Origin of the sequence: Shewanella polaris, assembly GCF_006385555.1 — a bacterium.
GTDB classification, from domain to species: Bacteria; Pseudomonadota; Gammaproteobacteria; order Enterobacterales; family Shewanellaceae; genus Shewanella; species Shewanella polaris.
In genome coordinates this window covers 2,258,026-2,284,188 of the sequence record NZ_CP041036.1, presented here as the reverse complement: position 1 = coordinate 2,284,188, position 26,163 = coordinate 2,258,026, and the positions used below count along the sequence as shown (strand labels likewise).

The following is a 26,163-nucleotide window of genomic DNA, read 5'->3' as shown; positions in this document are numbered from 1 at the left end:
CTTAGCTGATTTGGGGCCAGCCTAATAGTTCCCGTATCATCAAACATGTCAATAAACGTTTTTGAAGCTTTTTTTTGCCAGCCCCAGGCGATCCGTACATAAAAATAGACACCGACTGTAGATCCGCAGGAAACGTGTTTAAATTGGTCTGTTCACGTGCTATCTGAGTGCGATTTGCTTTCGCATAAATGATGCCTTGGTTTCAATTTCAGTTTTTCTCTGTCATAGGTTTTGATGTGTTTACCAAATTAAAACAACAAGATAATAGCGAATGCAAGGTGAGTGTAAATTTACCATAGCTTGTATGTATCTACATGAACGGTTGGGTGTAATAACATCACGATAACATGGCACAACCTATTAATTATGATTACGGCAGGCAATATCGCGATGAAAACGCCAATAAAACGGCGTTTTACCGCTAGGGAAATCGCTGATTTATTAAGCCATTGAATGGCTTTTTTATGCTCTCCGCCCGTTAACTTCGTTGCTTATCGCACTCATCGCGGGCATCGCTCACTTTGTTTGCAGTTTACCGCCTCATTGGTTTTACGCCGGTTGATACTTCGAGTATTGATGCCTATAAGGACAAACATAGTAGTATTTGTTTGGTTGAACTTGCTAACAAGTTTATCGACAGTCGCGACAAAAACACTTCCTTTTTCAGCACTATGTCATCTATTGAGTATTGCTCAATAGATGACAAAGTTGTGCCGTTTATCTACACGCTTATATACATACAATGGCGTAGAAATGCCTGTAAATAAGTGTATGTACGCAGTCGCACAGACAGTCAGATTGGCTGATGACATGATTTGAAGTTCTGACGTTATCGTACCGTGCGATTAAAGATCCTCAGATGAAGGAGTGACATGCCAATGGATAAAACCTTAATCATAGATTATTACACTGACATTCTTTGTGTCTGGGCTTGGATTGCTCAGAAACGTGTTGATGAACTTAATAAAAAATTGGGGCACAAAATCGAACTTAAATGTTACTACGTTGACGTTTTTGGTGATGTACCGACAAAAATAAACACTCAATGGCAATCAAAAGGCGGGTTTATTGGCTTTGCTGAGCACATACAACAGTCAGCATCTGCCTTTGAATATGCCTATATAAACCCAAAAGTATGGACGCAAGTTAGACCCACTACTTCAGCCAATGCGCATTTGATGCTTAAAGCGGTAGAGATTACTTATGATAAAAAGAAAAGTATCGATATGGCGCTAACATTTCGAACCGCATTTTTTGTTGATGGCTTGGATATTGGCAACCTTGAAGTCCTCTGTGATTTAGTTAACGCCAATGGACTAGACCTAAACACCATCAATACCAGCATTGGTGATGGCTCTGCTATGGCATCTTTAATGGGTGATTATCAAAAATCAAAGAGTCAAGGCATTAACGGTAGTCCTTCATATGTCCTTGATGGTGGGCGTCAAACATTGTATGGCAACATAGGTTTCGGCGTAATTCTTGCTAATATTGAAGAGCTTTTGAAGCATCCAACAGATGAGGCAAGTTGGTGCTGAAACGAAAGTGTACAGAGGTGAAGTTGAGAAGCATGTCTTCGATTGGAACATGAGATTCTGCAACGACCCTGCGCTATTTTACGTAATCAGATTAGCGCCTTTGCAGCCGTCACATCTGTTGGATATCGCACAGACGAATACCTATGGCCAAGTCCAGACTGACATACATTGAAAGTATAAGTCGTCTCAGTTTACCCAATCCTTAGCGCCGAAACTGACCAGATTACATCTGTTTGTGACAACCGGCTTATGGTAATCAGATAAGCTATAAATGCTTTAATAACAAGGGAATAATTACCATTACTGTCAAAAAGTGAAACCCTTCTTGAGAAATTTGATATTTAGGAGACAGACCATGATTGAAAAAATAGCAACTATCCAGTGGCAAGGTCAAGGTAAGAAAGGCCAAGGTAAAATAAGTACCGAGACTGGTGCACTGAAGCAATATCCTTACGGCTTCGGTAGTCGCTTCGAGGATGACCGAAGTGGCACTAACCCTGAAGAGATACTAGCCGCAGCCCATGCCGCGTGTTTTACGATGGCGTTTTCATTCGCCTGTGATAAGGCAGGGTTTGCCACCGCCAATATCGACACTAAGGCCAGCGTACGTCTCGCTAAACAAGGTGAAGGTTTTGTTATAGACCGCATCGCGTTGACGATGATCGCAGAGGTTGCGGGCATCGACGAGGCGAAATTTCAGGAGATTGCGGCTGCGGCAAAGTGTGACTGCCCGGTATCGAAGGCTCTTGCCGGAGTTGAGGATATTACCCTGCAAGCGACACTGAAGTAGGTCATCTCCTGAGACACGCTGTCAGCCCGCGCCATGCAACTACAAAGCAGCAACTAAACGGCAGCAACGCCAAAGTCAGACCGAACGCTAAAACTAAGGTTTAATGACTGTATTCATATCCTCTTCCAGCATTTTTCTAACCGTCGGCAAGATTGCCGACGGTTCTTCTACGGAGAATAACTTTCGGTCTGGTGTCCGTGCGTTAACACATTCATCAATAGACCTTATTTGGCAACTAACTCGGATACATAGACACAGAGCCGTTCGTCAATCCCATGAAAATGACACCAACGTTTGATAGCGTACAGACAGCGTTGCCGCTTTTACCTTTTAATAGTTCTGTATCGCCCTCATGTTGGGACATTTAGTATTTGAAGGAGACGGTACCTATGTTACGCACCGTTAACAATATAGAGGACTATGTCATCAGTGTTACAGATGGCAACATTGGTCATATCAAAGACATTTTTTTCGATGATGAAACTTAGTGTATTTGCTTTATCGTTGTTGAAACAGGCACTTTAGGATAGCAGGATAAAAAGTTGCTTATATAAAAGACAAATCACGGAGGGCGTATGCATGACCATGAAGATAAAAAGTCACATTATCAAAAAGATAGTCTGACATTAGTTGGTGCGGTTGCGCTTGGCACCGGCGTTATGATTGGTGCTGGCATATTTGCCTTGACGGGGCAGATGGCCCAGATGACCGGAAGTCTTTTCCCGCTGGCCTTTCTTTCGGCTGCGGTGGTTGTGTTATTCAGCGCATACTCTTACGTAAAATTGTCCAATACTTATCCTTCCGCCGGTGGGATTGCCATGTACCTAAAAAAGGCCTATGGCAGCACGGTGACAACCGCCTTTCATTCCCTGTTGATGTATTTTTCTATGGTGATTGCCCAGAGTTTTCTGGCGCGTACCTTTGGGACTTATACATTACAGCTGTTTGGAATCGATGATAGCAGTGTGTTGGTGCCGACACTGGGTGCTGGATTATTGCTGGTAGCGTTTCTGATCAATTTATCCGCCAACAAGATGATCGAAGGTGTCGCGTCGGTGCTCGGCTTTATTAAGATTGGCGGTATCGTTTTGTTCGGTATCGTTGGCGTAATGGTAGCTGGCACGGTGGAAGTCGATTTCTCAACAGTCAGTCCAGACGCCTCAACTTCTGGTGCAACAATAGCTGGTTTTATTGGTGCAACCGCGCTGGGTATTTTGGCCTTTAAGGGCTTTACCACCATTACCAATAGTGGTTCAGAGCTTACTGACCCTCACCGAAATGTGGGCCGAGCTATCATGATCTCCATCGGTCTTTGTGTGGTAATTTATACGCTAGTCGGTTTTGGCGTCGCAAGTAACTTATCACTCGAGCAAATCATCGAAACAAGAAATTACTCGTTGGCTGCAGCCGCAAAGCCTGCACTGGGCGAATACGCGGTCTGGTTTACGGTTGTTTTGGCCATGATAGCAACAGCAGGCGGTGTTATTGCCAGTATATTTGCGGTTTCCCGGATGTTGGCAATGCTGACTGATATGAAACTCGTTCCCCACAGCCATTTTGGCATGCCCGGTAGCATCCAAAAGCACACCCTGGTTTATACCGTCATTTTAGGTTTGCTGTTGACCATATTTTTTGACCTAACGCGGATTGCGGCCATGGGTATCATCTTTTATTTGATTATGGACATGGCGATCCACTGGGGTGTTTTACGTCACCTGCGAGACGAAGTGGGTGCTAAACGCGCATTCCCTATGGTCGCGATTATCCTTGACTTGATCGTTCTAGCCGGTTTTGTCTGGATCAAGATAAACAGCGATCCATTGGTGTTAGGTGTCGCTGGTGTTGTCATGTTGGTTATTCTGCTTGTTGAGATCCTATTTTTACGACATAACCCGATCGAGCCAAAAAAACACAACCACGGATGAAAATAACCAAATACTACCTTCTAGTGCTAACTACCCGAGACAGCCTGAATGCAGCTGTGTAGGGGCTCACTCCGTAGGACGAACTTTAATCATGGAGATAAATAATGAAATCTGTCGTTATATTTGGGGCTGGCATTGCCGGATTAAGCGCCGCACATGAGCTGGCCGAACTGGGGTATCTTGTTTCAGTTTATGAAACGGCTGATGAGCCGGGGGGATTCTTCAGAAGTTCACGCCTTAGTCACGACAATATACCGACCGAGTATTCTTGGCACGGCATGGGACCTTGGTACCATAATGTTTTTGATTTGATGAAAAAAATTCCATTCAATGAAGAGGGCAGCGTTTATGATTCGGCCCTGTCTCGGCCCATTGATTTTGGCATATTCCCAGATGCTGGTCAGGCGCAATTTTACGATAAGGGATTTAAAAGTATTAACAAGATGTTTGGCATGAGCAATTGGGAGTTTACCAGAGCGTGCTATTTAATGTTAAAGACTTGGACCTCAAATCATCGAAGCCATGTGGCATATGCCAAGGTGAATGCGGCTCAGGCTTGGAAACCTATGCTTAGCGTGCAAAGTTATAACGCGTGGCGTTCTTGTTTCGGTCCTTGGATTGGCTCAGATTGGTCCAACGTGTCACTGCACACCGCAGGGAATTTTTTTAGAAAGCAATTTACGACAAAGCCTGCGCACCAGCATAAATCTGATCAAGATGGACCCGCATGGCAGCAAGGCGCCGGAGACGGTTGGCTGCTCCTAAAAGGGCCCAGTAGTGAATACTGGTTCAATCCTTGGGTTAAATACCTTGCACACAAGGGCGTGAAATTCTATTGGCAGAAACCGCTCACCAAATTAGTGTTCGACGGCAGCAAAATAGTCTCCGCTTTTGTCGGTGATGAGGAGATCCAAGGCGATATTTATATTGTGGCCATCAATCCTTACTTGATGGTTGATATTTTAAGTAAAACTCCCGCGCTTGAGCGGCAAGAAGAATTAAAATTGTTTACACCGCTTGTTCAAGACGGCCCACACACTCAAGTCTCTTTTCGGTTAGCATTTTCAGACGAAATCAAACTTCCTCGAAAGCGGACTGCAGCGGTGATCAGTGATTCAGAATTTAATTTGACCGTGTTCGCCGAAGAACAAGTTTGGGACAAGGATGTGGATTTGGGGCAAAACATCAAATCTCTTTGGACTGGCACATCTTGTATTGGCGGCTTCCCTGGGAGGATATTCCATAAGCCAGTCAATCTCTGCACCAAAGAAGAATTTATCGAAGAAGTGAAGGCTCAAATCTTGAGTTGCGGTGCACTAAATCAATTGATTAAACAAGCGAATGACGGCAAAGAGTTGAAAGATTTTACAATTGAAAAAGTTGAAGTGTGGCATGAATGGCACTTTTCCTGTGATGGAATAACGCCGCTACAGCCAAAGTGGGTAAACACCACCAACACTCAAGCATTTATGCCATCTCAAAAAACACCAGTGTTTAATCTATTCTTGGCCGGAGCCCACACTAAGACTCAGGCTCAAGTCTGGAGTATTGAAGGTGCTGTTGAAAGTGGCAGAAGAGCGGCCAAAGCGATAGATAAACGAGTTAACGTATTGGATCAATATCGACCCAGATGGATTAAATTGTTATCGAAAATCGATGACATCTTGTATCTAATTAAAGCACCGCAGCTTCTAGATTCTGTGGTTTTATGTATCGTTTTATTGCTTATTTTGTGGTTTTTGATCTGATCATCTCTTGATTGATCTTAGCGCTATCCAGAAGGGATGAGCGACATTAAAAGTGCCATAACATCAACATTGGCCCTAATAGGTCTTACAACGACAAAGGAGTTTAACCATGAACAAGAAAGAAGCTTACCAAAAAAAACTACAGGCACAATTAGACCAGTGGAGCGCAGAGATCGATAAGCTCAAAGCAAAAGCTGATAACGCGGAGGCCGATGCACAAATTGAGTACTACAAACAAATCGAGGAACTGCGAACGATGCAAAAATCGGCCAATAGCAAACTTGTCGAACTTAAGGCATCCAGTGACGATGCATGGGAGGAGCTTAAGGCCGGTATGGATAGTGCGTGGAATTCGCTTGGCAATTCGCTGAAGTCGGCCACCTCTAAATTCAAATAAACAGCATGATCATTGCGCCAAATAGGCGCACTATAAATTAGTACTGGAGTGCAACATGGACATTATTAGCTTACTCATATTTTTGGTAATTGGCGCCTTGGCCGGCTGGCTTGCAGGCAACATAATAAAGGGAAGAGGATTTGGTGTCATAGGCAATATTATTGTAGGAGTTGTTGGTGCTGTGGTAGGTGGTTTTATATTCAGCTTACTCGGCATAACAACAGGCGGTTTAATAGGCTCTATCATTATGGCTACAATAGGCGCTGTTATTTTGCTATTTATAATTAGTTTGGTTAAGAAGAAAGCCTAGTTCCTTAAACACAACGATACATGTTGAAAATTCAAATTGGGAGTGGCCACATGATTAAGTTAAGACAGTTTTGGGGGAAACTGCGATCGAGCTTTTGGTTTATGCCTTCACTGATGGTTGCTGTCAGTATGACCTTAGCGGTTGTGTTGGTCGAAGTGGAGTCTGCCGGTTTAAACCAATGGCTAATTCAGTGGCCACGGCTGTTTGGGGTCGGTGCAGAAGGCGCTCGCCAGATGTTGTCCACCTTGGCTGGTTCGATGATGACTGTAATGGGGATCACTTTCTCCATGACACTGCTGGCCCTAGTGCTTGCGTCGGGCCAGTACACCTCTCGCATTTTGAGGAACTTCATGCGTAACAGTGTCACGCAAGCAACACTGGGGGTTTTTGCGAGCATTTTCGCTTATTGTCTTATAGTATTACGCACCATTCGTGGTAGTGGTGGTGTTGATGAATTTGTGCCCAGTCTGGCGGTGTTTTTTGCCTTAGTGATGTCGCTTGGTGGTGTGGGGGTTCTTATCTATTTTATTCATCATATTGCCTTGTCAATCCAGGCATCAAGTATCATCGCTTCGGTCGCTCAGGAAACCAATGCTGCCATAGATAGGTTACTGCCGATAAAACCGGATGAGGAACTTGATGAAGATGAAATGCGACACCCGATACTCAAGTCTCTGGATGAGCGGGTCTGGTATCCCGTACCGGCAGCTCGCAGTGGCTACATTTTAGGCGTGAACAACAATACATTAATTTGCTTGGCGAGTGACAACAGAACCATAGTGCGTATGGAGCAAGGGATCGGCTCGTTCATTGTCCAAGATACGGCTCTGGTGTCGCTAGCTCTTACTTACCCGCCAGAGCAGAAACTCATAGATGCTTTGAATGCAGCTTACAGTATTGGTCGCCATCGCACAGTGGATCAGGATCCTACTTTCGGTATTCGACAGATTGTGGATATGGCTATAAAAGCGCTGTCCCCCGGGGTTAACGACACTTCAACGGCAGTGATGTGCGTGGATTATCTCACCTCGATTATGGCTCGATTGGCCAGTCGGCAATTTCCGCCATTGTACCATTATGAGGGAGAAACTCTGCGAATGGTGGCGATGGTTCCGAGCTTTGATAGTCTATTGGCCGATGCTTTCGACCAGATTCGAAGTAGCGCCGAAAAGAATTTTGCGATACTGGTACGCATGCTTGGTGCCATCGAGACTATCGGAAGTCTAACGATCTGCCCGAGCCGCTTTAGAGCACTCGACAAACAGCTGCAGTTGATTGCAGAGTTGACCGCTCGCGGCTTTGAATCCAGTCATGATCGCGTGCGGCTTGAAATGCGACTGTCCAAGGTGCGTGAATCGTTGGACGGTCAGTTTGCATTGAGCGCATTAGTTGGGAAAGATTAGTTTTATGCAAATTAGACGGATACTAGGGGCTGTTGATCTTTCAAGGTTGGTTTTGCAGCGAATTGTTGCTCATTTGTACAAGGCAGAGACTTTTTATTCTACATAAAAAGTCGATAACGCAGTAAAAATGACCAACAAACGCTGCCCGAAGGGTTCGGCTAAAAACATTTTACTCTTTGTTGAGAAAATCTTTATTAAGCGAGTAGTGCTTAGATTGCTAGGCAGCAATCCACTCGCCTCGATTAAAACGCTTTTATCTCGAACAAAATTTAACCAGCAAAGATCAACAGACCCTAACATACAACATTCATTTTTTTGTTGACCAATTCGCTAGCTTTTCCTGGGTGTACATCCAACGCACTCTATTTACAATCTCATCGTTCACTATAACTCATATAATTTTGCTATCCGCAATCGCAAAACATTCTTTCAAAACTCGATAACGATACATAAAAGCCCGACCAATATGATATTAGCAAAGCGATATTACAGTGATAATGGACGGCGACGGAGGCGGTTAGTCACTAGTCAGGCTCTGCAAGGCATTGGTGATCTCACTCATCCGCGCCGCCGTGACTTTACCATGAACCTGCGATATCAGATTACCGTTCTTATCCAAAACAACAATGACCGCCTCTTCGCTATCGGAGGGCACACCCAACGCGCTTTCCATGATCTGTGAGTTGAGAATCCAGGTTTGATCGTGATAGCGCTGCGGCACTTGTTCTTTGGCTCGGCCAATGGCATCTTCTTCCGACATAAAGAAGGGTAAATTGACAGCCAGTACGTCGCGAACCCGATATTTACTATGATCTATCTCTGAGCGCAATGTGTTAACCCACTCCCGAGTGGATATTGCGGCATTGCGAGACGGCGTAAGTATGAGCAGTGTCGGTTGACCTATCAGTTTGTTACTGTCAACTTTTTCGCCGCTAAGCGCCGTCGCTGTAAATGACGGCCATGGTCCATCGCCTGCGATAGCAGACGGCCCACATAGGGTTAGTATGGCAAGTAGGGTCAGCTCAGTGACTCGTCGGGATGTTGAGCCCCAAAGTGTTATCGGTATCGTTGGTCTGGTTAGCATAGTATTCCTCCGCTCAGTGATAGGGGCGCGAACAAGCAGGCCAAGCCAGATCCAAATACAGAAGTCGCAGCATTCAGTGAAACTCCTTCATAAATCATCTTGGCTCTTCTCATGTCTGACAAGTAAGCATCACACATACAATATGCGATTGACGACATTTCATCTGTTCGCTAGCGAACTTTCTGCCAACCAATGATCCTATTGGATCTGCAGGGGGCTTTTGTGGGTATGTGTTCTATCGAACAGACCAGGCCAATGCCAGCGCGCAAGCTGTAGTTCTCTGACCTTGGTCGCAATGATCTTTTTCTCGGACTAGGAAAAGTTCATCCTCATCATACATAACAGGATATCTAGCTTATGCTTTTCGAAACGTTTTCTAACCGCTCGCTGCATCTATCCAATCGCATGGTAATGGCGCCGTTAACACGCAGTCGGGCTACGCCTGAGCACACGCCGAACGCGCTGATGGCAACGTACTACGGCCAACGTGCGACGGCTGGACTGATTATTACCGAGGGCACTTCGCCCAGCCCCAACGGACTGGGCTACCCACGCATCCCCGGTCTTTTCGATAGCACGCAGATGAATGCATGGAAGGCAAGCACATCAGCAGTACACGCCAAAGGCGGTAAAATCTTCTTACAGTTGATGCACTGCGGTCGAGTCGCGCATGTCGACAACTTGCCAACAGGTGCCGAAATACTCGGGCCAGATGCCGCGATATGCCCCGGCGAGATGTATACCGACACCCTAGGGATGCAGCCCCACAGTACGCCCCGTAAAATGACCGAGGCTGACATCGTCCATGTGATAAATGAGTATGTGACGTCAGCGAAGCTCGCGCTGGAGGCAGGTTTCGACGGTGTCGAAATACACGGCGCCAACGGCTACTTGATCGAGCAGTTTTTGAATCCGCTTATCAACCTGCGCACTGACGGTTACGGCGGCAGCATTGAAGGCCGCAACCGACTCGCGCTGGAGATTGTGCGTGCGACAGTGGCAGCCATCGGCAGCGATCGGGTTGGTATCCGGCTCTCTCCTTACGGTGTGTTCAATGGCACCGGCGCATTCCCCGACATAGAGACGCAGTACCTGGCATTGACTAAGGCACTTTCCTCACAGGGGCTTCTCTACATCCACTTGGTTGATCATTCATCCATGGGGGCACCAACGGTACCCGCCGACTTTAAGCTTAAGCTGCGCGCTGGTTTCGATGGTCTGTTCATTCTGTCTGGAGGGTTAGATCATCAAAGTGCTGAACAGGCGTTACGCGATAAACATGGCGATCTGGTCGCCTTTGGTCGACCGTTTTTGGCTAACCCTGATCTCGTCGCTCGGATGCGCCAAGATGCAACGCTCAACACGCCAGACGAAGCGACTTTTTACGTACCTGGCGCCAAGGGCTATACCGACTATCCAACTCTCGCGACTTCTCAAGAGCGTTAGCGCCAAAAGTCATCGCCGAGGTATAGCACAATTCAGCAGAAGCCTGCGGCACTCATAAGACCAAATTAAAACAGGATCTCACTATGACCTACAAAAGCATTAATCCCAACAACGGAACAATCTTGAAGACCTTTGATGAAATCAGTGATGCACAGCTTGACATCAAGCTTGCCTCTGCGCATGCCTGTTACCAGACATGGAAAAACACCAGCTATAAGCAACGCGCTGCTATTATGGCCAAGGCTGCGGAACTTCTGCATGCGCATACTGATGACTTTGCTAAGCTGGCGACACTGGAGATGGGGAAGCGAATTGATGAAGCCCGTGGCGAAGTAAATTTCAGTGGCAAAATCCTCAGCTATTATGCAGACCACGCGGAAGCGTTTTTAGCACCAGAGAAACTTGACCCGGAACACGGCGAAGCCCATATGGAAAGCAGCCCGATAGGCGTGATTTTTTGCGTCGAGCCGTGGAACTTTCCCTTCTATCAACTTGCTCGTGTCGCAGGCCCGCAACTGATGGCGGGCAATGTTTTAGTGGTGAAACATGCCAGCAATGTGCCCCAATGTGCTATCGCCTTTGAACAGTTGCTGATTGATGCGGGCGCACCTGAGGGGTTGTACACAAATCTTATGGTTTCGCACCAACAGTCTAACCAGATTATCGACGACCCGCGCGTCAAGGGCGTGGCACTGACAGGTGGTTTTGCCGCTGGCAGAAGCGTTGCCGCCCGAGCAGGGCAAAACCTCAAACCCTCGTCGATGGAGCTCGGTGGCAGTGATGCCTTTATCGTGCTTGATGACGCTGATCTCGACAACACTATTCCTTGGGCTGTTTGGGGCCGTATGTACAATCAGGGACAAACCTGCTGTGCTGCTAAACGCTTTATTGTGCTCGATTCGATTGCTGACAAATTCATCGAAAAGTTTCAAACCGCGCTTGAACTTCAGCAACCTGGCGATCCGATGGACGAAACAACGACCAAGGGACCGATGTCGCAAGAAGCCGCTCTGGTTAATATTTTGAAGCAGGTCGATGATGCTGTAGCCCATGGTGCTAAGGTGTTAATGGGCGGCAAGCGTATCGACTGCCCGGGCTCTTTCATGCAGACCACGATACTGACCAACATTGAGCCAGGCAACCCTGCTTATCGCACTGAGTTCTTCGGCCCAGTTGCGTTGATTTTTCGGGTCAAGGACGAAGCCGCGGCCATAGCGCTTGCTAACGATTCTGACTTCGGACTTGGTGGATCTGTGTTTACCGAAGATGCCGCTCGTGGCAAACGCGTCGCCAGTCAGATTGATACCGGTATGATGTTCATCAACAATATTGATTGGACAGATGCCGCGCTTCCGTTCGGCGGCGTCAAAGATTCCGGTTATGGCCGCGAACTCGGCGAAATGGGCATTCAGCAGTTCGTTAATAAGAAGCTGGTTCGCACCATTTCGATGGCTGCACCCGTTTAACGGTTGCACAGCTAGGGGTTAGCAAGCTGATAAAAGTAATATTTCACAAGCAAAACCCTATATGGCAATGGCATAACATGGCGAACGAGCTTAGTTATCTAAGATAGTGACATAGTTATCGAGAGTTTAACTAAATCGATGGGTTAGGTGGCTGTGGTTTGAAAATGCTATGGTTTGACAATGCTATGGTGTCACAGCGCTGAGTTTGAATGAAATTAATTCATTGCACCTTAAGTGTCTAGCTGTGAAGCCGATTAATCTTGCTTGGGAGGATATAGAAAGGGCATGACGTTATTGTTTTTAATGTTTGGGATGATTTGTTATAAACGACAAGATAGCTAAATATACCATGTCAAGCCACCAATGAGGGGTAGCTTGGCATAGATAATTTAGTTAATAGATGATTAGTTAATAGGTTTCTAGTCTATCGGTTTCAATTTTTACCACGGCATAACATTCACAGCACAGCGTTTCGAGTTTTTGTCTGTTGGTCACGGTAATTTGACCGCGCTTATAGTTGATTACCCCAAGTTTTTGCAGTTTACCGGCGGCTTCAGTTACGCCTTCTCGTCTGACGCCTAACATGTTGGCGATCAACTCTTGGGTCATTGTGAGATTGTTGCTAGCCAGTCTATCAAGTGATAGCAGCAGCCAACGACAAAGTTGCTGGTCGATAGAATGGTGCCTGTTACATATTGCCGTCTGCGCCATTTGTGCCATCAGTGCTTGAGTGTAACGTAACAACAGTTCTCGAAGGATTTGATTGTCATTAAATTCATCGAACAATACTGATGCAGACAATTTATAGGCTCGGCCTGCGCTTTGTACTATGGCGCGATTTATAGTGCTTTCTCCCCCCATAAACACGGCAATGCCCACTACACCTTCATTGCCGACAACAGATATTTCTGCCGATGCCCCATCTTCGAGAACGTTCAGTAAAGAGACAATACTGTCAATGGGGAAATAGACATTTTCAAGGTTTTGACCAACTTCATAAATAACTTTACCTAAGGGCAGTTTTATTATCTTTAATTGCGGAAATAAACGCTGTTTTGTCGCTTCTGGTAATGCTTTAAGTAATACGTTCTCATTTGGGTCAATCATTGATAACCTTTTTATATAAAGTGAATCACTCACTACTAGCTATGATCTTACTTATGTTATTGCTTTATTCATGATGACATAATGCTCAAGTAACGATGATCTTCTTATTAATATAACAGAGATTTTTTGAATCGAGTTGGTTAAAAGTGCCTTGTTGCTTCTATGGACTGATTTTATGAGGTTTTAAAGCACCATTTTCGGCAAAATTAGTGCCGTGTTCAGCGTCATTAGCAATCACAGGGACGAGTGGAACTCATAATTTTTCGTTCAAAAGGTATTTCATGTTGTGTTGTATATATTGCACATCGACAGGATATTTAGTGGGGGGAGATAGTAAAATAAGGCCTTTTGATAGCTGTGTGTTACTCATATTAAATCGACTAAATAACAACCGGCAGTCATTACTTTTATAAAGAAAATCAATAAATTAGGTTGCTGGTTATGAAGATTTAATGGCATAAAAAGGCAGAGCAGTAAAGTGATTTTGGGAGTGATTTTCTAGTGGCTGCTAGGTATTTGTCCTTTGCCGTCGGAGTTAGTTAAGTTTATGTGCTTTAAGTTTATGTGCAGTCTGATGCAAAGTGCACTTAACATCAGATTTTTCCCTCGGCCTAAACTCACATGTTGAAGCGCCTTGATAGATATTTGCAATTTATTTATTTTGAATATCATCAAGCGCCTGTCGAACTTCATTCAAAATTAATCTGTTTGCCACGTTTTCATCGATATCGGGCACATCCCATCCAAAAATCGCGCGATATTTCTCAATCAAATTGTTGACGTCTTCGATGATATCGGTGCGGTAAGCCGCTAACTCTAATTTTTCTATTTCATTCATGCCAGTTCACCTTAAAAGTTATAGATAGATCTAGACTAGGCTAGTATTCATGCTACTTCGGTGCGACACCGAACAGATTGAATAGGGGATTTAGTGCAAGCTTAAAGATATTCACTCTATTAGCAAAGCAATTATTTATTGTTTGCCATCTTTAATCTGGAGCAAATACAGCATGTTATATACATTGACTGATTTACAAAATTTAACCGTTCACGCCTCTGATGGCGATATTGGACAGACCAAAGATTTTTATTTTGATGACAAACATTGGGTGATCCGATATTTGGTGGTAGAAACGGGTTCTTGGTTATTAAGCAAAAAAATATTGCTTTCACCCATATCAATTAAAGCGTTTAATCAGGAACATAAGACGCTTACTGTTACAATCTCAAGAGAGCAGGTAAAAAACAGCCCTGACATCGATAGCGAGAAACCAGTCTCTAGGCAGCATGAGGTCGATCATATGGAATATTATGGTTACTCACATTACTGGGGTAACACAGGTATTTGGGGAAGAGAGCCTAGTCCTAACATGATGGCTCCTGGCTATTATAGTGTCGCGCCAAAGCCAGACAATTTAGATAACCCAGAGATGTCCGCAGACGTTGAAGCTGCACTATCACGGGATAATGATCATCATCTACGTAGCAGTGATGCAGTGACGGGTTATCACCTTGATGCCATAGACGGTGAATTGGGTCACTTGCAAGGTATGTTGATAGATATCGACACTTGGGCTATTCGTTATTTGATTATCAACACCAGTAATTGGTGGTTGGGTCATCTGGTTTTGATTGCGCCCAAATGGATTAAAGAGGTGAGTTGGCCTACCTCTAAAATTTATGTTGATATGACACAGCAGCAAGTGAAAGATGCACCCACGTACGATTCCTCAGTGCCTTTCAATATTGAACATGAGCAAAGTCTGCAAACTCATTATGGCCGTAATGATGAATAACATTATTACCTCTCTATGAGGTGTTTGGCTGTCGTGTTTACGTTGTTTGTTTAAAAAGTGTTCTTGGAGTAAGTTATCTATCTCAATATGAAAATATAGTCAATATCAGTTAGTCATTGCAGTTTTTTCTTCTTGAAATTACTGCAATTAATTGAAAATACGAGACTAATTTAATATTTAATACGAGGACTTTGAACCCAAGGGGTACCCTTTATAAAAACAAGCTATCTGTTTTCAAAATTTAACGATAAAGCTTTATCAGAAATGATGAAGCTTTATTGTGTAGATATAAGACTCCCATCAGATTCATTAGACCATTACACAAAGAACCTCGCGGGCCTGAGACACACAGACCTTTAAATACTCTTCAAACGTGTCGACTAAATTAAGGGTTCCGATGAAGCTTGAATGGTGGCTGGATTTACTTTAATGAATGAAAGATAAACACTCATGCAGGCGCTTTGGATTAGGTTGTTGCTTCAAATTGGCTGGCAATTTTGTTTTGATACAGTCAAGGGTTTGCTAATATCATGTGCACTCTATACTCGACATCTTGTTTCATACTTTCTGATTTGAATCCCGCGCGGGCACGAAATACATAGCCCTGTCGAATATCAAACATAAGCTTTGCACGTGCTAATGATGGAAAATTGGCAGGTAAAACACCACTTGCTTTTTCTAGCTCAAAGCGTCGCGATAATCGCGCATCGGTATCTAATACTGCCCTTTGTAATAGTTCTTGTGCTCCCTCGACCTCGCCAGCACTTGTAGCAACGCTGGAACTGAGAAAGCAGCCTTTTGCGCCGCTACCATTTGCAGTACTGTAATCAATCACTGCAATCATGAACGAGCGGACAGCTTGGTTAATATCGGGTTCTGTTTCAAAGGCTACTAATGGTGCGCATGCATCAATTGTGGCGTAGCAGTTTATAGCTTCTAAATAGAGTTTACGTTTGTCACCAAAAACCGAGTAAAGGCTAGGGCTGTTAATACCCATTGCTTGGGTTAAATCTTTAATGGAGGCGGCATCATATCCTTGTTTCCAGAAAACATGCATCGCGGACAAAAGCGCTTCGCTACGATCAAAAGCGCGTGGCCTACCAGCCTTATTTTGAATCATATCGGATACCTCAACGCTGTGGATTTAATGATTTATTTTAGTATCAATTGATACATAACTCAATTGATTAAAACCCATTAACCTAGGTAAGGTAATGATTATGCTCTAGGAAGTTGTCTATATTGGCAATGTAGTTTTGTAACGTTCACTATGAAATATTGACACCTTGGCATTATTTTGTTTTTATAACGTTCACTACAAAACATTGGAATAAACATGAACTCATCTAAATTAGTAGCAGGACAAACCTTTCCAGACATCACTCTAGCGCTGCTTGGTGGTGGTGAAATTAATCTTACGGCTGCTCCGGCAGAGGGCTGCGATTGGCGTATGGTGGTTGTTTATCGGGGTAAGCACTGTCCCATTTGTACTCAATACCTATCGACGTTGAACGAGCTGTTGCCTGAATTCAAGAAGTTAGGTGTTGATGTTGTAGCTGTATCCGCCGATCCCATAGAAAAAGCGATGGCTCAAATGGAGCTGGTTAAGCCTTTATTTGATGTGGCGTACGGCTTAAGTATTGAACAAATGCAAAAAATCGGGGTGTATATTTCAAATCCTCGCTCGCCGGAAGAAACTGACCGACCTTTTGCCGAACCCGGATTGTTTATTATTAATGATAAAAAACAGGCACAAATTATTGATATATCGAATGTTCCTTTCTCTCGCCCAGAGCTGAAATCAATGATTATGGGTTTAGGTTTTATCCGTAATCCACAAAACAATTACCCAATAAGAGGAACCTACAAATAAAAAATCATGGCCCTCTACATAAAGAAGTACGGCAAGTAATTGTGTAGTGACATCGTATTTTAGCCACCTAAATAGAGGTAATATTATTGCCTTATACATGACTTTAGGTGAGCAAATGAAATCAAATACCAGAAGCACCCCATAATACCGTTGCTGTAGCGGTATATTATGGCGTGCTATCTTTTTGGCAAGTGGATGCTGCGGTGAAAGCAGGCCATTGTGGTTTTATTTTCATAACGTTCATTCATCAATGGCGGTATCGTTATGTGTTACAACGCTTATAAATCGATTTCGACGATGCTTATTTTATTTAAATTGCTGTGTGATGATTGTTTTTTAGGAACCGCACAACAAAGCAATACCTCACCTTCGGTTGGAGTGACCACTGGCTAAGTTCTATAAGTGATTGATCCTTTTAGCAGTCTTACTGCGCTCGTGCCGCAAATTCCGTTACAGCAACTGAAGTTAGGGGTGAGCCCATGGTTTTCTGCTGTTTCTAAAAGTGTCACATCATTTGCGTTCCATCTTTGTTCAAAACCAGACTTCACAAATTTGATGACGGCTTCATCGGCTTCGTTTTCTGCTTCAAGTAACTTTATTGCTTCAAGTAACATTGATTCATTATCGATTTGGCGAATAAGTGCCGCAGGCCCAAACGCTTCGGCAAAAATACGTGCATCACGTACCCCTAAACTACGTATTTCATCATAGAGTGCTTGCATAAACGCAGGTGGACCACATAAGTAAAAATCATAATCGTCTAGTGCTAATATTTGCCGAAGTGTATCTGCGGTAATGTGGTCGATTGCATTAAAATCAATGCCTATTTTTTCCTGCTTACTAGGTTGAGTGATAATTGAATAGTACCGAATTTTACCATTAGATTTTATTTCAGCATCTTGGAAGTTTTGTGTAAAAGTGCGTTGTTGGGTCGTTTTGGCAGCGTGTAATATGGTCAATGGTCTTAAATGACGGGTACGCTCAGCTTCATTTAGGATATGCGAGGTCATCGCAATCATCGGCGTAATACCTACGCCTGCGCCGATTAATACAGCCGGGCGCTTTTCTGCTGCATCAATATAAAAATTACCCGAAGGAGCTTTAGCTTCAATAACATCGCCGACGCGCACATTATCGTGTAAGCATTTCGAAATAGTGCCATTAGCTTCTCGTTTAACTGAAATGCGGTAATACATGTCTCCAGTTATTGCCGATGCATTAATCGTTAATGTTGTTGAGTCTGGTGATGTTATAAATCCTGGATATCCCGAAAGCATCGATGCCCAAGGCCAACCTTGTTGGTTAACACTGCCAGCAACAATAAAGGGCAGTTGTTGATAAAACTCACGATGTTGTTCTGGAATGTATGGACGTATTGCACGTTGTCCAAAACTCTCCATCACAGCGCGTTTACCAACACGATCCTGAATGTTCTGTTCACCAGGATGAAATGGCGATAAAGCTGATTTTTGATGGGTCTTATCGGTACCAAAAATCCGCAGTGGATGTGCGAGCTGCGCAGAGCTAATCGTCTTATGCTACTAATCCAGCTTTGGTTGCTGGCATAGCAACAAATCCTCTCAACCCTTCAATGTTTGTTAACCAGCGACGTACATTTGGGTAAGGTGCTAATGACACATCGCCTTCAGGTGCATGAGCAACATAACTGTATATAGCAAAGTCAGCTAAGCTGATTTTATTTGCGACCAAATAATCTTGGTCGATAAGTTGTGCTTCTAATTTTGTTAACGCTTTTTCTGCTGTGGCTTTAGCAAACACCGGATCTGATGGTGAATTGAAAACATTAATTAATCTCGCTGCGCCTAAATGACCAAGTTCACAATCGGAAAATCGGCGCGAGTTAAGTTTTGCATCGTGGTCAAAATTCAGCTTCATTTATAGAACTGACGACAACCAGGGTCAGAGGATATTTATTCCTGTGGATCACAATCGTCTATCAAAGCAATCAGTCTTCTACATGCACTTGCCGTACTTGAAATCTGATTGGTCAAGGTAGTCTAGTTAGTACAGATTTTACGTAGGCGCGCATTACAAATGTCAGGCATTATTTTCCGCAACCAGAATAGCTAGATCTCACGTTAAATTCGAATCTCAGTTGTCCTGGTATCAATGAAAAATGGCTCTAGGCCAATAGTGGTGTGGGCTAGAGCCATTCAAATTTCAGTGGGATCAAGTTTCGATCTCAATGTCGAATATCACAAGAAGCTATTGAGTAACACTACACAAATACCCTATTTAACATAATATACATTGTGCGCATAAGTATTATTATGTTCAATACTGTGTATACGAGGTTCCTGATTGTGTTTGGCCAGCCTTAATGGTCTTCATTAAACATATCTTATCGCGAACGTAATTGTAGTTTAATGAGTCATTGTACCTAAATATACGATTTAGCATCGTGCTGAGATTGCATACTTTCAATTTTTACGGTCAATGGTAGCCAACTATTTAATCTCAGCAAGATGATTTAGTGGTTTATTGAATGCACTTTGATGTCGTTCAGTTTGCGTGGTGTGCAAATATTGTGATGTGGTGTCGATACTTTCATGGCCGGCATCGGCCTGGACATGTGATAACGGTCGACGGTTAATATTGATGTCGTGCGTTATCCCAGTATGGCGAATATTATGAGCACTGAGTTTGCGCATAAGTTGGCTGTCATGTTCAAAACCATCTTTGGCGGCATTGTCTGCGGCTAAGTTAATGAGCTTGTCGATTTCGTCTCGTATGTGCCGAATTCCAAGATTGGCATTGATGACTCCTGATTCACGACCATGTGCAGCGGCTTTATGGCGGACAAATATTGGGTGCTGATCATTGATGTTAGGTAAATCACTAAGACGTAGATAACGACGATAATCGACTAAGCCTGCAAGCAAAGCTTTTGATATGGCAATATTACGCGCTTTACCGCTTTTAGAAAACGGTACATGGAAATACCAAATCCCAGAATGTGGGTCTTGCCTGAACTGACTCATGATCGGTGCATAACCTGCGCGAGCACTGATTTCTGATATACGTAAATAGCAGCTATATAATAGTGTGATTAAAAACAAACTGCGTTGATGTTGTTCTGGTTGATTTTGCGCTAATTGTTCAACAGTACTGATAACGTATGACCATTGAAGTTCAGTGAATGCATGGTTGTTGTTGTCTTCGTCGATGGTGAATTTACGTTTAATAGCAAAGCGACTGTGTTTAAGCCATAACTGAGCTGGGTTTCGTTCGGTGTATTCCTCACTTATTAGATAGCCATAGAATGATGATAATATTGCAATCTTTGTCTTCAGCGCATTATCACTCAGTTGATATGGTAGACATTTCCCTAGGTGTTTTTTACCTATAAACGGTCGCCATTGTGGATTGGGAGTTCTATCACCGGTAGCTTTATCGAGTTTGAACTGAGCCACATTGAAGTAACCGATTAGTTCAATTGGCGGTGTTTGACAGTAATCGATGTATTTGGCGATGTCTTTACGCGTCACCGCGATTGGCGATAATGCCACAACATCAAAGCACCAATGTAGATATGTGGTTAGTTCACTACGGTAGGCTTTATAGTTATTTTCAGACTGTTTTTGTTCAAACAACCAATCGGCGCAATGCTCTATGATAAGCCCTGCATCGGCGACTTTTTTAATTGATATGTTAGTAATGTATTGATTGATTTGAGCATTACCTTGCAGCACAAATTCAGCTGCATCAAAAAGTGGCAATACTGGCGGCAACTCATCAATCATTTTATTAGTCATGTGATTAAATATAGGCTATTGATTATATTGCCTTATTGTACTATTTTTTAGCTGATGCCGATAATGTTATTTATCGGCATCAATCGTGCTCATTTTGCATATGAGTTTTGAATATATGCATATCTAGGCTCTGCAATCTCGTCATCAGTGATTAATTGTTGCATGCATTGCTGGATGGCGTTTGATGGCATGCATGATTGTTGGCATTGCTTATTGTGACAAGTTGAGCGTTTTTGACAGCTCATTAAACATAATTGCCAAATGGTTTGTTTACTCGCTTTGTCTAAGCATTGTAAATCGGCCGCACATAAATGACCGGCTTTGATTAATTGCGCCACTTTATTTGCATCAATTGACACATTTACTCTGTTCATATGTGCTCCTTTTTATCGCAACGGTAATAGAAATCTGTAAACACGATGTTGGTTCATCAGTCGAATTCTTTTAATCGTCTTATGCCCTACTCACCCTAATGGGTAATATGTTATGTGTTAATAATACATTAATGAGAATGATTATCAATTAGAATATAATGGTTATCACCACTTCTTTGTTTTAGATCATGATAAAAGTATCAATAAACCGTAAATATAGGCTCTAAAGCGACATGTTTGCGAGGATGGTATTTGCAGAGGTATATGGTTTGATTGTGTAAATGGTGATTTTGAATATTATTCTATGCAGAATTAAGCTTATAAAAGTACAATTCTATAATATGTACCGTTATCTATCTAAACTCTGCCCTAGCCTTCAGAAATATTGTTACTTTACTTGGTTAGGCTCTCCCTGTAATTGTTGTGTATATTTTTGTAATAACTCAGAACATCGATATTTATGCCTATTTAATCATTTTAATCATTTTAATCATTTTAATCGTTTATCTAAACGGCTAAATGACGAGATTTCGCTATGTACTAGGCATAAATAAATTTGTTGTGTTCATTTACATGACCATTTTATCTTTAATTGTTATCGGCTAAAAAGTCGTACATTAATGTTCTAGGTTGTTGTTGGTAGTCAAATGAGACAAACACTCGCCACACCATATAATTGCTACTGCATGAACCAAAAATCAGGTTTCCGTGTATTTCATTGTCTGTTATAGAGGATAATGACACCGGTATAACCCCCATGAACATATCGCGACCTTCTACTCTAACTGAAACATTAGTGATCGCTTGTGTAGATGTTAACGTAAGATTTAATGGTTTTTCACTTGGAGTATTGACGGGATCGATCATTAAACCGACAGTGATATCGGCTACTTTTTTGTAACATTCACCTGTTGAAAATTGACATAAAGTTTGGTCTACGGGGAATGTTTGTTGTTCTGCTGTTTTATCACCATTGCAGGCCATTAAAAACGTTAGGGAAATTATAAAAATGACGATTTTGTTTATTTTATGCACAAATTTTAACCTTTCTATTTGTATTGATAACATGATCCTCCCGATATTGATCTAAATCAAATTTGAGACGCGTTGTGAAGTATCTTTTTTGACTTAGCTCAAGTATCATTACATCGCCTTGTGGTAGAGAACATTTACACGAGGTAACATCTTGACTATTGGCCTTAAAAACGGTGTAAACAGCTCGATTTATCGCCATATGTTAATCTAACAGGTAAAGTCCGCTTTACTAAATATTAAAAGTATAAGTAATAAGCCGTGGAAGCATTATGATGAACCATTCCCAGTCTACAGGCGCTGATTACAACTACACTATTGTCCGCCAATTCGCATTAACCACAGTTTTGTGGGGAATCTTTGGTATGGCAGTGGGTGTATTTATTGCGGCTCAGTTAATCTGGCCGCAACTGAACTTCGACACACCTTGGTTAACGTTTAGTCGTTTACGACCTTTACATACCAATGCGGTGATTTTCGCGTTCGGAACATCAGCTCTTTTCGCTACATCCTACTACGTTGTGCAACGCACTTGTCAAGTCCGTCTATTTGCGCCTAAATTGGCCGCATTTACCTTTTGGGGTTGGCAAGCCGTTATTATTGCAGCTGCAATCACTTTACCTTTGGGTATCACCCAAAGTAAAGAATATGCAGAATTAGAATGGCCTATTGATATCGCGATTGCGATTATTTGGGTTAGCTATGCAATTGTATTTTTTGGCACAATCGCTAAACGAACAACCTCCCACATTTATGTGGCGAATTGGTTCTTTGGTGCCTTTATCATTACTGTTGCAGTACTTCACATTGTTAACTCAATGGCAGTACCAGTAAGCTTATTTAAGTCTTACTCACTGTACTCTGGTGCAGTCGATGCGATGGTTCAGTGGTGGTACGGTCATAATGCGGTAGGCTTCTTACTTACAGCTGGCTTCTTGGGGATGATGTATTACTTCGTGCCTAAACAAGCTGGTCGTCCAGTGTACTCTTACCGTTTATCTATTGTTCATTTTTGGGCATTGATTGCGTTGTACATATGGGCCGGTCCTCATCACTTACATTACACTGCCCTTCCTGACTGGACTCAGTCATTAGGCATGGTAATGTCATTAATTTTATTCGCGCCATCTTGGGGCGGTATGATTAACGGTATTATGACCCTGTCTGGTGCATGGCATAAGCTACGTACAGACCCTATTTTGCGTTTCTTAGTTGTTTCATTGTCTTTCTACGGTATGTCTACCTTCGAAGGCCCAATGATGGCAATTAAAACGGTCAATGCATTATCTCATTATACTGACTGGACTATTGGTCACGTTCACTCTGGCGCGCTAGGCTGGGTTGCAATGGTGTCTATTGGTTCTTTGTATCACTTAATTCCAATATTATTCGGTCATGGCCGTATGTACAGCAGTAAGCTGGTTAACGTTCATTTCTGGTTAGCGACTATCGGTACTGTGTTGTATATCGTTAGTATGTGGATTTCTGGTGTTATGCAAGGTCTTATGTGGCGTGCGGTTAACGCTGATGGAACACTAACTTATAGTTTCGTTGAGAGTTTAGAAGCTTCATATCCATTCTACTTTGTACGCTTTATTGGTGGTTGTTTCTTCTTAACTGGTATGTTCCTTATGGCTTATAACGTTATCAAAACCGTTAAAGCACCTAAAGATTCATTACCTGCTATTGCAGAAGCTTAAGGAGCAGATTCGATGAAATTTAATCATGAATTAATTGAAAAAAATGTCGGTCTGCTTGCTATCTTCACTGTTATCGCCATTAGTTTTGGTGGTTTAGTGCAGATTACCCCACTGATATTTCAAAAAGACACTACTGAACCTGTTGAAGGTCTTATTCCTTATACAGCGTTACAGATTGAAGGTCGTGACATTTATGTTCGTGAAGGTTGTTACAACTGTCACAGCCAAATGATCCGCCCTTTGCGTGCTGAAACGGAACGTTATGGTCATTATTCTGTTGCTGGTGAATCTGTTTGGGATCATCCATTCCAATGGGGTTCTAAGCGTACCGGACCTGACTTAGCACGTGTTGGTGGACGTTATAGCGATCGATGGCATGAAGTTCATTTAATGAACCCTCGTGACGTTGTACCACAGTCAAACATGCCTGGTTTTCCTTGGTTAGCCGAGAATAAACTAGACGGCGTTCTGACCGGTGACAAGATGACTATTCTACGTAACCTCCATAAAGGTGGTTATAAAGGTAATGATCTTTACACTGATGAAGAAGTCGCCGGCGCTCAAAAAGCGGTTGAAGGCAAAACAGAAATGCAGGCACTGATTGCTTATTTGCAATCTTTGGGTCACGCACTCAAATAGGAGGCAATGATGGATTACGGTACTTTTCAAGGTATTTTAACCATAGTTGTTATGGTGACCTTTGTAGGTATATTTTTCTGGGCATACAGCAAGCACAGCAAGTCAAATTTTGACGAAGCGGCAAACTTAGTGTTTACAGAAGATGAACTTACAAAAATGTCAAAAGACTCGGGAGATCAGAAGTAATGATTATGAGTAACTTTTGGAGTATTTGGATTTCTGTACTGACGATTGTGGTTATTGTTGGTTGTTTTATCCTTCTAAAACTGGTGAATAATAATTACACCGGAGTAGAAGAAGGTAAATCAATGGGCCACAGTTTTGATGGCATTGAAGAACTGAACAACCCACTCCCTAAGTGGTGGGCATACATGTTCTATTTGACCATTTTTTTCGGTGTGATCTATTTAGCTCTGTATCCTGGCCTTGGTAACTACAAAGGTCTATTTGGTTGGACAAGCTCTAACCAAAGCATTGGTACTGATAAAGGCATTAAAGCTGACTCAGCTGCAGCGCTTGAAGCAGCAAAAGCAGAAAACCGTTTATCTCAGTATGACCGCGAAGTGGCTCGTGCTGAAGAGAAATACGGTCCTATTTTTGCGGCCTATTTAGCGACACCATTAGAAGAACTGGTTAAAGATCCTGAAGCATTAAAAGTGGGCGGACGTTTGTTTTTACAAAACTGCTCACAATGCCATGGTTCTGATGCTCGTGGTTCTAAGGGTTTCCCTAACCTTACCGACAGTGATTGGTTATATGGTGGTGAACTTGCCACAATTAAAACCACAATCATGAATGGTCGTAACGGTATGATGCCGCCTAAAGGTGGTTTACCTATCGAAGACAGCGAGATTAAAGGTCTTGCTGAATACGTGGTTAAATTGTCTGGACGTGAACATGACGAAGCGTTAGCTGCCCAAGGTCAAGGATCATTTATGAAAGGTTGTTTTGCATGCCATGGTATGGATGCAAAAGGTAACAAGTTCATGGGTGCACCTAACCTAACTGATAATATTTGGTTATATGGCGGTAGTCGTGGTGTGATTCAACAATCTATCACTAACGGCCGCGCTGGCGTTATGCCTGCATGGAAAGACATTCTTGGTGAAGAGAAAGTCCATGTGGTTGCTGCTTATGTTTATAGCTTATCAAACAAATAGTTATATATAAGTAACATCAAGGCCTCGAATTTATCGAGGCCTTTTTTTTAAGTGATTATTAAGCCATTACGGGGTAAAATACCCCCCGAATTATTTCAATGATTTTAGGATGTATCATGTCGACAGAACCCCCTTGGTATAAACAGTTTTGGCCTTGGTTTTTAATTGTTTTACCTATGTGTGCCGTTATTGCCAGTTTAGCCACGTTAAAGATTGCTTTGGATAATTCTGATTCATTAGTTGCTGAAGATTATTATAAACAAGGCAAAGCCATTAACATGGATTTGCGTAAGATAAAATATGCTAAACAAATTGGCATGAAATTTTTGGTTACGGTTGCAGATCAAGAGTTAACCATCACTCAACACGGTGGCCCTGAATATCGTGCGGCGCTTAATGTCCGTTTTTATCACCCTACCATTGAAGCTAAAGATTTCAGTCTTAATGCCACGGCAGACGCCAATTATGTTTATCACATCCCTTTAGATGATGCGATTACCGGGCCTTGGGAAGTGCGTCTTGAAGGATTTGACGCTAAATGGCGTATCCAACAACGCATAGATATTAAAGATGACGTTGAATATTGGCTAAATTAACAC

General features: G+C 42.8%; 25 protein-coding genes. 16 read left to right on the top strand and 9 right to left on the bottom strand.

Annotation, left to right across the window (positions count from 1 at the left end; translation table 11 throughout):
• Positions 1 to 878 precede the first annotated feature (878 nt).
• The 7 genes from FH971_RS09970 (at position 879) to FH971_RS09940 (ending at position 8,111) form a co-directional block, all read left to right on the top strand.
• The gene (locus tag FH971_RS09970) at positions 879 to 1,538 is read left to right on the top strand and encodes a DsbA family oxidoreductase (protein ID WP_101088479.1); all 660 of its coding nucleotides are present in this window, start codon (positions 879 to 881) and stop codon (positions 1,536 to 1,538) included.
• A gap of 355 nt (positions 1,539 to 1,893) precedes the next feature.
• A complete protein-coding gene (locus tag FH971_RS09965) occupies positions 1,894 to 2,328 on the top strand; it encodes an OsmC family peroxiredoxin (RefSeq protein WP_140234196.1) in 435 nt (144 codons plus the stop codon).
• A gap of 575 nt (positions 2,329 to 2,903) precedes the next feature.
• A complete protein-coding gene (locus FH971_RS09960; protein ID WP_140234195.1) occupies positions 2,904 to 4,253 on the top strand; it encodes an APC family permease in 1,350 nt (449 codons plus the stop codon).
• Positions 4,254 to 4,357: 104 nt separating this feature from the next.
• A complete protein-coding gene (locus FH971_RS09955; protein ID WP_140234194.1) occupies positions 4,358 to 6,001 on the top strand; it encodes an FAD-dependent oxidoreductase in 1,644 nt (547 codons plus the stop codon).
• Positions 6,002 to 6,110: 109 nt separating this feature from the next.
• Complete coding sequence (locus tag FH971_RS09950; RefSeq protein WP_140234193.1) at positions 6,111 to 6,398, top strand: sll1863 family stress response protein; 288 nt, start codon at positions 6,111 to 6,113, stop codon at positions 6,396 to 6,398.
• Positions 6,399 to 6,453: 55 nt separating this feature from the next.
• Positions 6,454 to 6,708 carry a GlsB/YeaQ/YmgE family stress response membrane protein gene (locus FH971_RS09945; RefSeq protein WP_140234192.1) on the top strand — a complete coding sequence of 85 codons (255 nt, stop codon included), beginning with the start codon at positions 6,454 to 6,456 and terminating at the stop codon, positions 6,706 to 6,708.
• 50 nt (positions 6,709 to 6,758) lie between these two features.
• Complete coding sequence (locus tag FH971_RS09940) at positions 6,759 to 8,111, top strand: DUF2254 domain-containing protein (RefSeq protein WP_140234191.1); 1,353 nt, start codon at positions 6,759 to 6,761, stop codon at positions 8,109 to 8,111.
• 517 nt (positions 8,112 to 8,628) lie between these two features.
• On the opposite strand, the gene FH971_RS20545 is transcribed toward FH971_RS09940, so the two are convergent.
• Complete coding sequence (locus FH971_RS20545) at positions 8,629 to 8,940, bottom strand: hypothetical protein (RefSeq protein ID WP_240778471.1); 312 nt, start codon at positions 8,938 to 8,940, stop codon at positions 8,629 to 8,631.
• A 612-nt stretch (positions 8,941 to 9,552) separates the two neighbouring features.
• On the opposite strand from FH971_RS20545, the gene FH971_RS09930 reads away from it, so the two are divergent.
• Both FH971_RS09930 and FH971_RS09925 read left to right on the top strand, forming a co-directional pair.
• Positions 9,553 to 10,641 (top strand): alkene reductase, encoded by a 1,089-nt coding sequence (locus FH971_RS09930; RefSeq protein ID WP_140234189.1) that lies wholly within the window; start codon positions 9,553 to 9,555, stop codon positions 10,639 to 10,641.
• Between the two features lie 83 nt (positions 10,642 to 10,724).
• Positions 10,725 to 12,107: an NAD-dependent succinate-semialdehyde dehydrogenase gene (locus FH971_RS09925; protein WP_140234188.1), complete on the top strand. Its 1,383-nt coding sequence runs from the start codon at positions 10,725 to 10,727 to the stop codon at positions 12,105 to 12,107.
• A 408-nt stretch (positions 12,108 to 12,515) separates the two neighbouring features.
• On the opposite strand, the gene FH971_RS09920 is transcribed toward FH971_RS09925, so the two are convergent.
• Together FH971_RS09920 and FH971_RS09915 are read right to left on the bottom strand one after the other, a co-directional pair.
• The gene (locus FH971_RS09920; RefSeq protein ID WP_140234187.1) at positions 12,516 to 13,214 is read right to left on the bottom strand and encodes a Crp/Fnr family transcriptional regulator; all 699 of its coding nucleotides are present in this window, start codon (positions 13,212 to 13,214) and stop codon (positions 12,516 to 12,518) included.
• A gap of 652 nt (positions 13,215 to 13,866) precedes the next feature.
• Positions 13,867 to 14,052 (bottom strand): hypothetical protein, encoded by a 186-nt coding sequence (locus tag FH971_RS09915; RefSeq protein ID WP_140234186.1) that lies wholly within the window; start codon positions 14,050 to 14,052, stop codon positions 13,867 to 13,869.
• A gap of 172 nt (positions 14,053 to 14,224) precedes the next feature.
• On the opposite strand from FH971_RS09915, the gene FH971_RS09910 reads away from it, so the two are divergent.
• Positions 14,225 to 15,010 (top strand): PRC-barrel domain-containing protein, encoded by a 786-nt coding sequence (locus tag FH971_RS09910; RefSeq protein WP_140234185.1) that lies wholly within the window; start codon positions 14,225 to 14,227, stop codon positions 15,008 to 15,010.
• 511 nt (positions 15,011 to 15,521) lie between these two features.
• Here the strand turns inward: FH971_RS09910 and FH971_RS09905 are convergent.
• Positions 15,522 to 16,130: a TetR/AcrR family transcriptional regulator gene (locus FH971_RS09905; protein ID WP_140234184.1), complete on the bottom strand. Its 609-nt coding sequence runs from the start codon at positions 16,128 to 16,130 to the stop codon at positions 15,522 to 15,524.
• 216 nt (positions 16,131 to 16,346) lie between these two features.
• Between FH971_RS09905 and FH971_RS09900 the strand changes: the two genes are divergently transcribed.
• Entirely contained in the window at positions 16,347 to 16,883 is a 537-nt protein-coding gene (locus FH971_RS09900) for a peroxiredoxin-like family protein (RefSeq protein WP_140234183.1), read from the top strand.
• 389 nt (positions 16,884 to 17,272) lie between these two features.
• On the opposite strand, the gene FH971_RS09895 is transcribed toward FH971_RS09900, so the two are convergent.
• The 5 genes from FH971_RS09895 to FH971_RS09875 form a co-directional block, all read right to left on the bottom strand.
• On the bottom strand, positions 17,273 to 18,283 hold the full coding sequence (locus tag FH971_RS09895) for a hypothetical protein (RefSeq protein WP_140234182.1): 1,011 nt from the start codon (positions 18,281 to 18,283) through the stop codon (positions 17,273 to 17,275).
• A 133-nt stretch (positions 18,284 to 18,416) separates the two neighbouring features.
• Complete coding sequence (locus FH971_RS09890) at positions 18,417 to 18,779, bottom strand: glutathione binding-like protein (RefSeq protein ID WP_240778470.1); 363 nt, start codon at positions 18,777 to 18,779, stop codon at positions 18,417 to 18,419.
• A 572-nt stretch (positions 18,780 to 19,351) separates the two neighbouring features.
• Complete coding sequence (locus tag FH971_RS09885) at positions 19,352 to 20,659, bottom strand: tyrosine-type recombinase/integrase (protein WP_206194451.1); 1,308 nt, start codon at positions 20,657 to 20,659, stop codon at positions 19,352 to 19,354.
• Between the two features lie 89 nt (positions 20,660 to 20,748).
• A complete protein-coding gene (locus FH971_RS09880) occupies positions 20,749 to 21,033 on the bottom strand; it encodes a hypothetical protein (RefSeq protein ID WP_137227116.1) in 285 nt (94 codons plus the stop codon).
• Positions 21,034 to 21,621: 588 nt separating this feature from the next.
• Positions 21,622 to 22,017 (bottom strand): hypothetical protein, encoded by a 396-nt coding sequence (locus FH971_RS09875; protein ID WP_240778469.1) that lies wholly within the window; start codon positions 22,015 to 22,017, stop codon positions 21,622 to 21,624.
• 320 nt (positions 22,018 to 22,337) lie between these two features.
• On the opposite strand from FH971_RS09875, the gene ccoN reads away from it, so the two are divergent.
• The 5 genes from ccoN (at position 22,338) to FH971_RS09850 (ending at position 26,160) form a co-directional block, all read left to right on the top strand.
• On the top strand, positions 22,338 to 23,765 hold the full coding sequence (gene ccoN, locus FH971_RS09870; protein ID WP_137227118.1) for a cytochrome-c oxidase, cbb3-type subunit I: 1,428 nt from the start codon (positions 22,338 to 22,340) through the stop codon (positions 23,763 to 23,765).
• 12 nt (positions 23,766 to 23,777) lie between these two features.
• On the top strand, positions 23,778 to 24,404 hold the full coding sequence (ccoO, locus tag FH971_RS09865; protein WP_137227119.1) for a cytochrome-c oxidase, cbb3-type subunit II: 627 nt from the start codon (positions 23,778 to 23,780) through the stop codon (positions 24,402 to 24,404).
• Positions 24,405 to 24,413: 9 nt separating this feature from the next.
• Positions 24,414 to 24,590 (top strand): cbb3-type cytochrome oxidase subunit 3, encoded by a 177-nt coding sequence (locus FH971_RS09860; protein ID WP_137227500.1) that lies wholly within the window; start codon positions 24,414 to 24,416, stop codon positions 24,588 to 24,590.
• Between the two features lie 5 nt (positions 24,591 to 24,595).
• The gene (gene ccoP, locus FH971_RS09855) at positions 24,596 to 25,564 is read left to right on the top strand and encodes a cytochrome-c oxidase, cbb3-type subunit III (protein WP_137227120.1); all 969 of its coding nucleotides are present in this window, start codon (positions 24,596 to 24,598) and stop codon (positions 25,562 to 25,564) included.
• Positions 25,565 to 25,680: 116 nt separating this feature from the next.
• Complete coding sequence (locus tag FH971_RS09850; RefSeq protein ID WP_137227121.1) at positions 25,681 to 26,160, top strand: FixH family protein; 480 nt, start codon at positions 25,681 to 25,683, stop codon at positions 26,158 to 26,160.
• The last annotated feature ends 3 nt before the right edge of the window (positions 26,161 to 26,163 follow it).

Bases quoted from the DNA above. Each gene is read 5' to 3' on its own strand.
- FH971_RS09970 (WP_101088479.1), top strand. From the start codon at position 879: ATGGATAAAACCTTAATCATAGATTATTACACTGACATTCTTTGTGTC.
- FH971_RS09965 (WP_140234196.1), top strand. From the start codon at position 1,894: ATGATTGAAAAAATAGCAACTATCCAGTGGCAAGGTCAAGGTAAGAAA.
- FH971_RS09960 (WP_140234195.1), top strand. From the start codon at position 2,904: ATGCATGACCATGAAGATAAAAAGTCACATTATCAAAAAGATAGTCTG.
- FH971_RS09955 (WP_140234194.1), top strand. From the start codon at position 4,358: ATGAAATCTGTCGTTATATTTGGGGCTGGCATTGCCGGATTAAGCGCC.
- FH971_RS09950 (WP_140234193.1), top strand. From the start codon at position 6,111: ATGAACAAGAAAGAAGCTTACCAAAAAAAACTACAGGCACAATTAGAC.
- FH971_RS09945 (WP_140234192.1), top strand. From the start codon at position 6,454: ATGGACATTATTAGCTTACTCATATTTTTGGTAATTGGCGCCTTGGCC.
- FH971_RS09940 (WP_140234191.1), top strand. From the start codon at position 6,759: ATGATTAAGTTAAGACAGTTTTGGGGGAAACTGCGATCGAGCTTTTGG.
- FH971_RS09930 (WP_140234189.1), top strand. From the start codon at position 9,553: ATGCTTTTCGAAACGTTTTCTAACCGCTCGCTGCATCTATCCAATCGC.
- FH971_RS09925 (WP_140234188.1), top strand. From the start codon at position 10,725: ATGACCTACAAAAGCATTAATCCCAACAACGGAACAATCTTGAAGACC.
- FH971_RS09920 (WP_140234187.1), bottom strand. From the start codon at position 13,214: ATGATTGACCCAAATGAGAACGTATTACTTAAAGCATTACCAGAAGCG.
- FH971_RS09915 (WP_140234186.1), bottom strand. From the start codon at position 14,052: ATGAATGAAATAGAAAAATTAGAGTTAGCGGCTTACCGCACCGATATC.
- FH971_RS09910 (WP_140234185.1), top strand. From the start codon at position 14,225: ATGTTATATACATTGACTGATTTACAAAATTTAACCGTTCACGCCTCT.
- FH971_RS09905 (WP_140234184.1), bottom strand. From the start codon at position 16,130: ATGATTCAAAATAAGGCTGGTAGGCCACGCGCTTTTGATCGTAGCGAA.
- FH971_RS09900 (WP_140234183.1), top strand. From the start codon at position 16,347: ATGAACTCATCTAAATTAGTAGCAGGACAAACCTTTCCAGACATCACT.
- FH971_RS09895 (WP_140234182.1), bottom strand. From the start codon at position 18,283: ATGGAGAGTTTTGGACAACGTGCAATACGTCCATACATTCCAGAACAA.
- FH971_RS09890 (WP_240778470.1), bottom strand. From the start codon at position 18,779: ATGAAGCTGAATTTTGACCACGATGCAAAACTTAACTCGCGCCGATTT.
- FH971_RS09885 (WP_206194451.1), bottom strand. From the start codon at position 20,659: ATGACTAATAAAATGATTGATGAGTTGCCGCCAGTATTGCCACTTTTT.
- FH971_RS09880 (WP_137227116.1), bottom strand. From the start codon at position 21,033: ATGAACAGAGTAAATGTGTCAATTGATGCAAATAAAGTGGCGCAATTA.
- FH971_RS09875 (WP_240778469.1), bottom strand. From the start codon at position 22,017: ATGGCCTGCAATGGTGATAAAACAGCAGAACAACAAACATTCCCCGTA.
- ccoN (WP_137227118.1), top strand. From the start codon at position 22,338: ATGATGAACCATTCCCAGTCTACAGGCGCTGATTACAACTACACTATT.
- ccoO (WP_137227119.1), top strand. From the start codon at position 23,778: ATGAAATTTAATCATGAATTAATTGAAAAAAATGTCGGTCTGCTTGCT.
- FH971_RS09860 (WP_137227500.1), top strand. From the start codon at position 24,414: ATGGATTACGGTACTTTTCAAGGTATTTTAACCATAGTTGTTATGGTG.
- ccoP (WP_137227120.1), top strand. From the start codon at position 24,596: ATGAGTAACTTTTGGAGTATTTGGATTTCTGTACTGACGATTGTGGTT.
- FH971_RS09850 (WP_137227121.1), top strand. From the start codon at position 25,681: ATGTCGACAGAACCCCCTTGGTATAAACAGTTTTGGCCTTGGTTTTTA.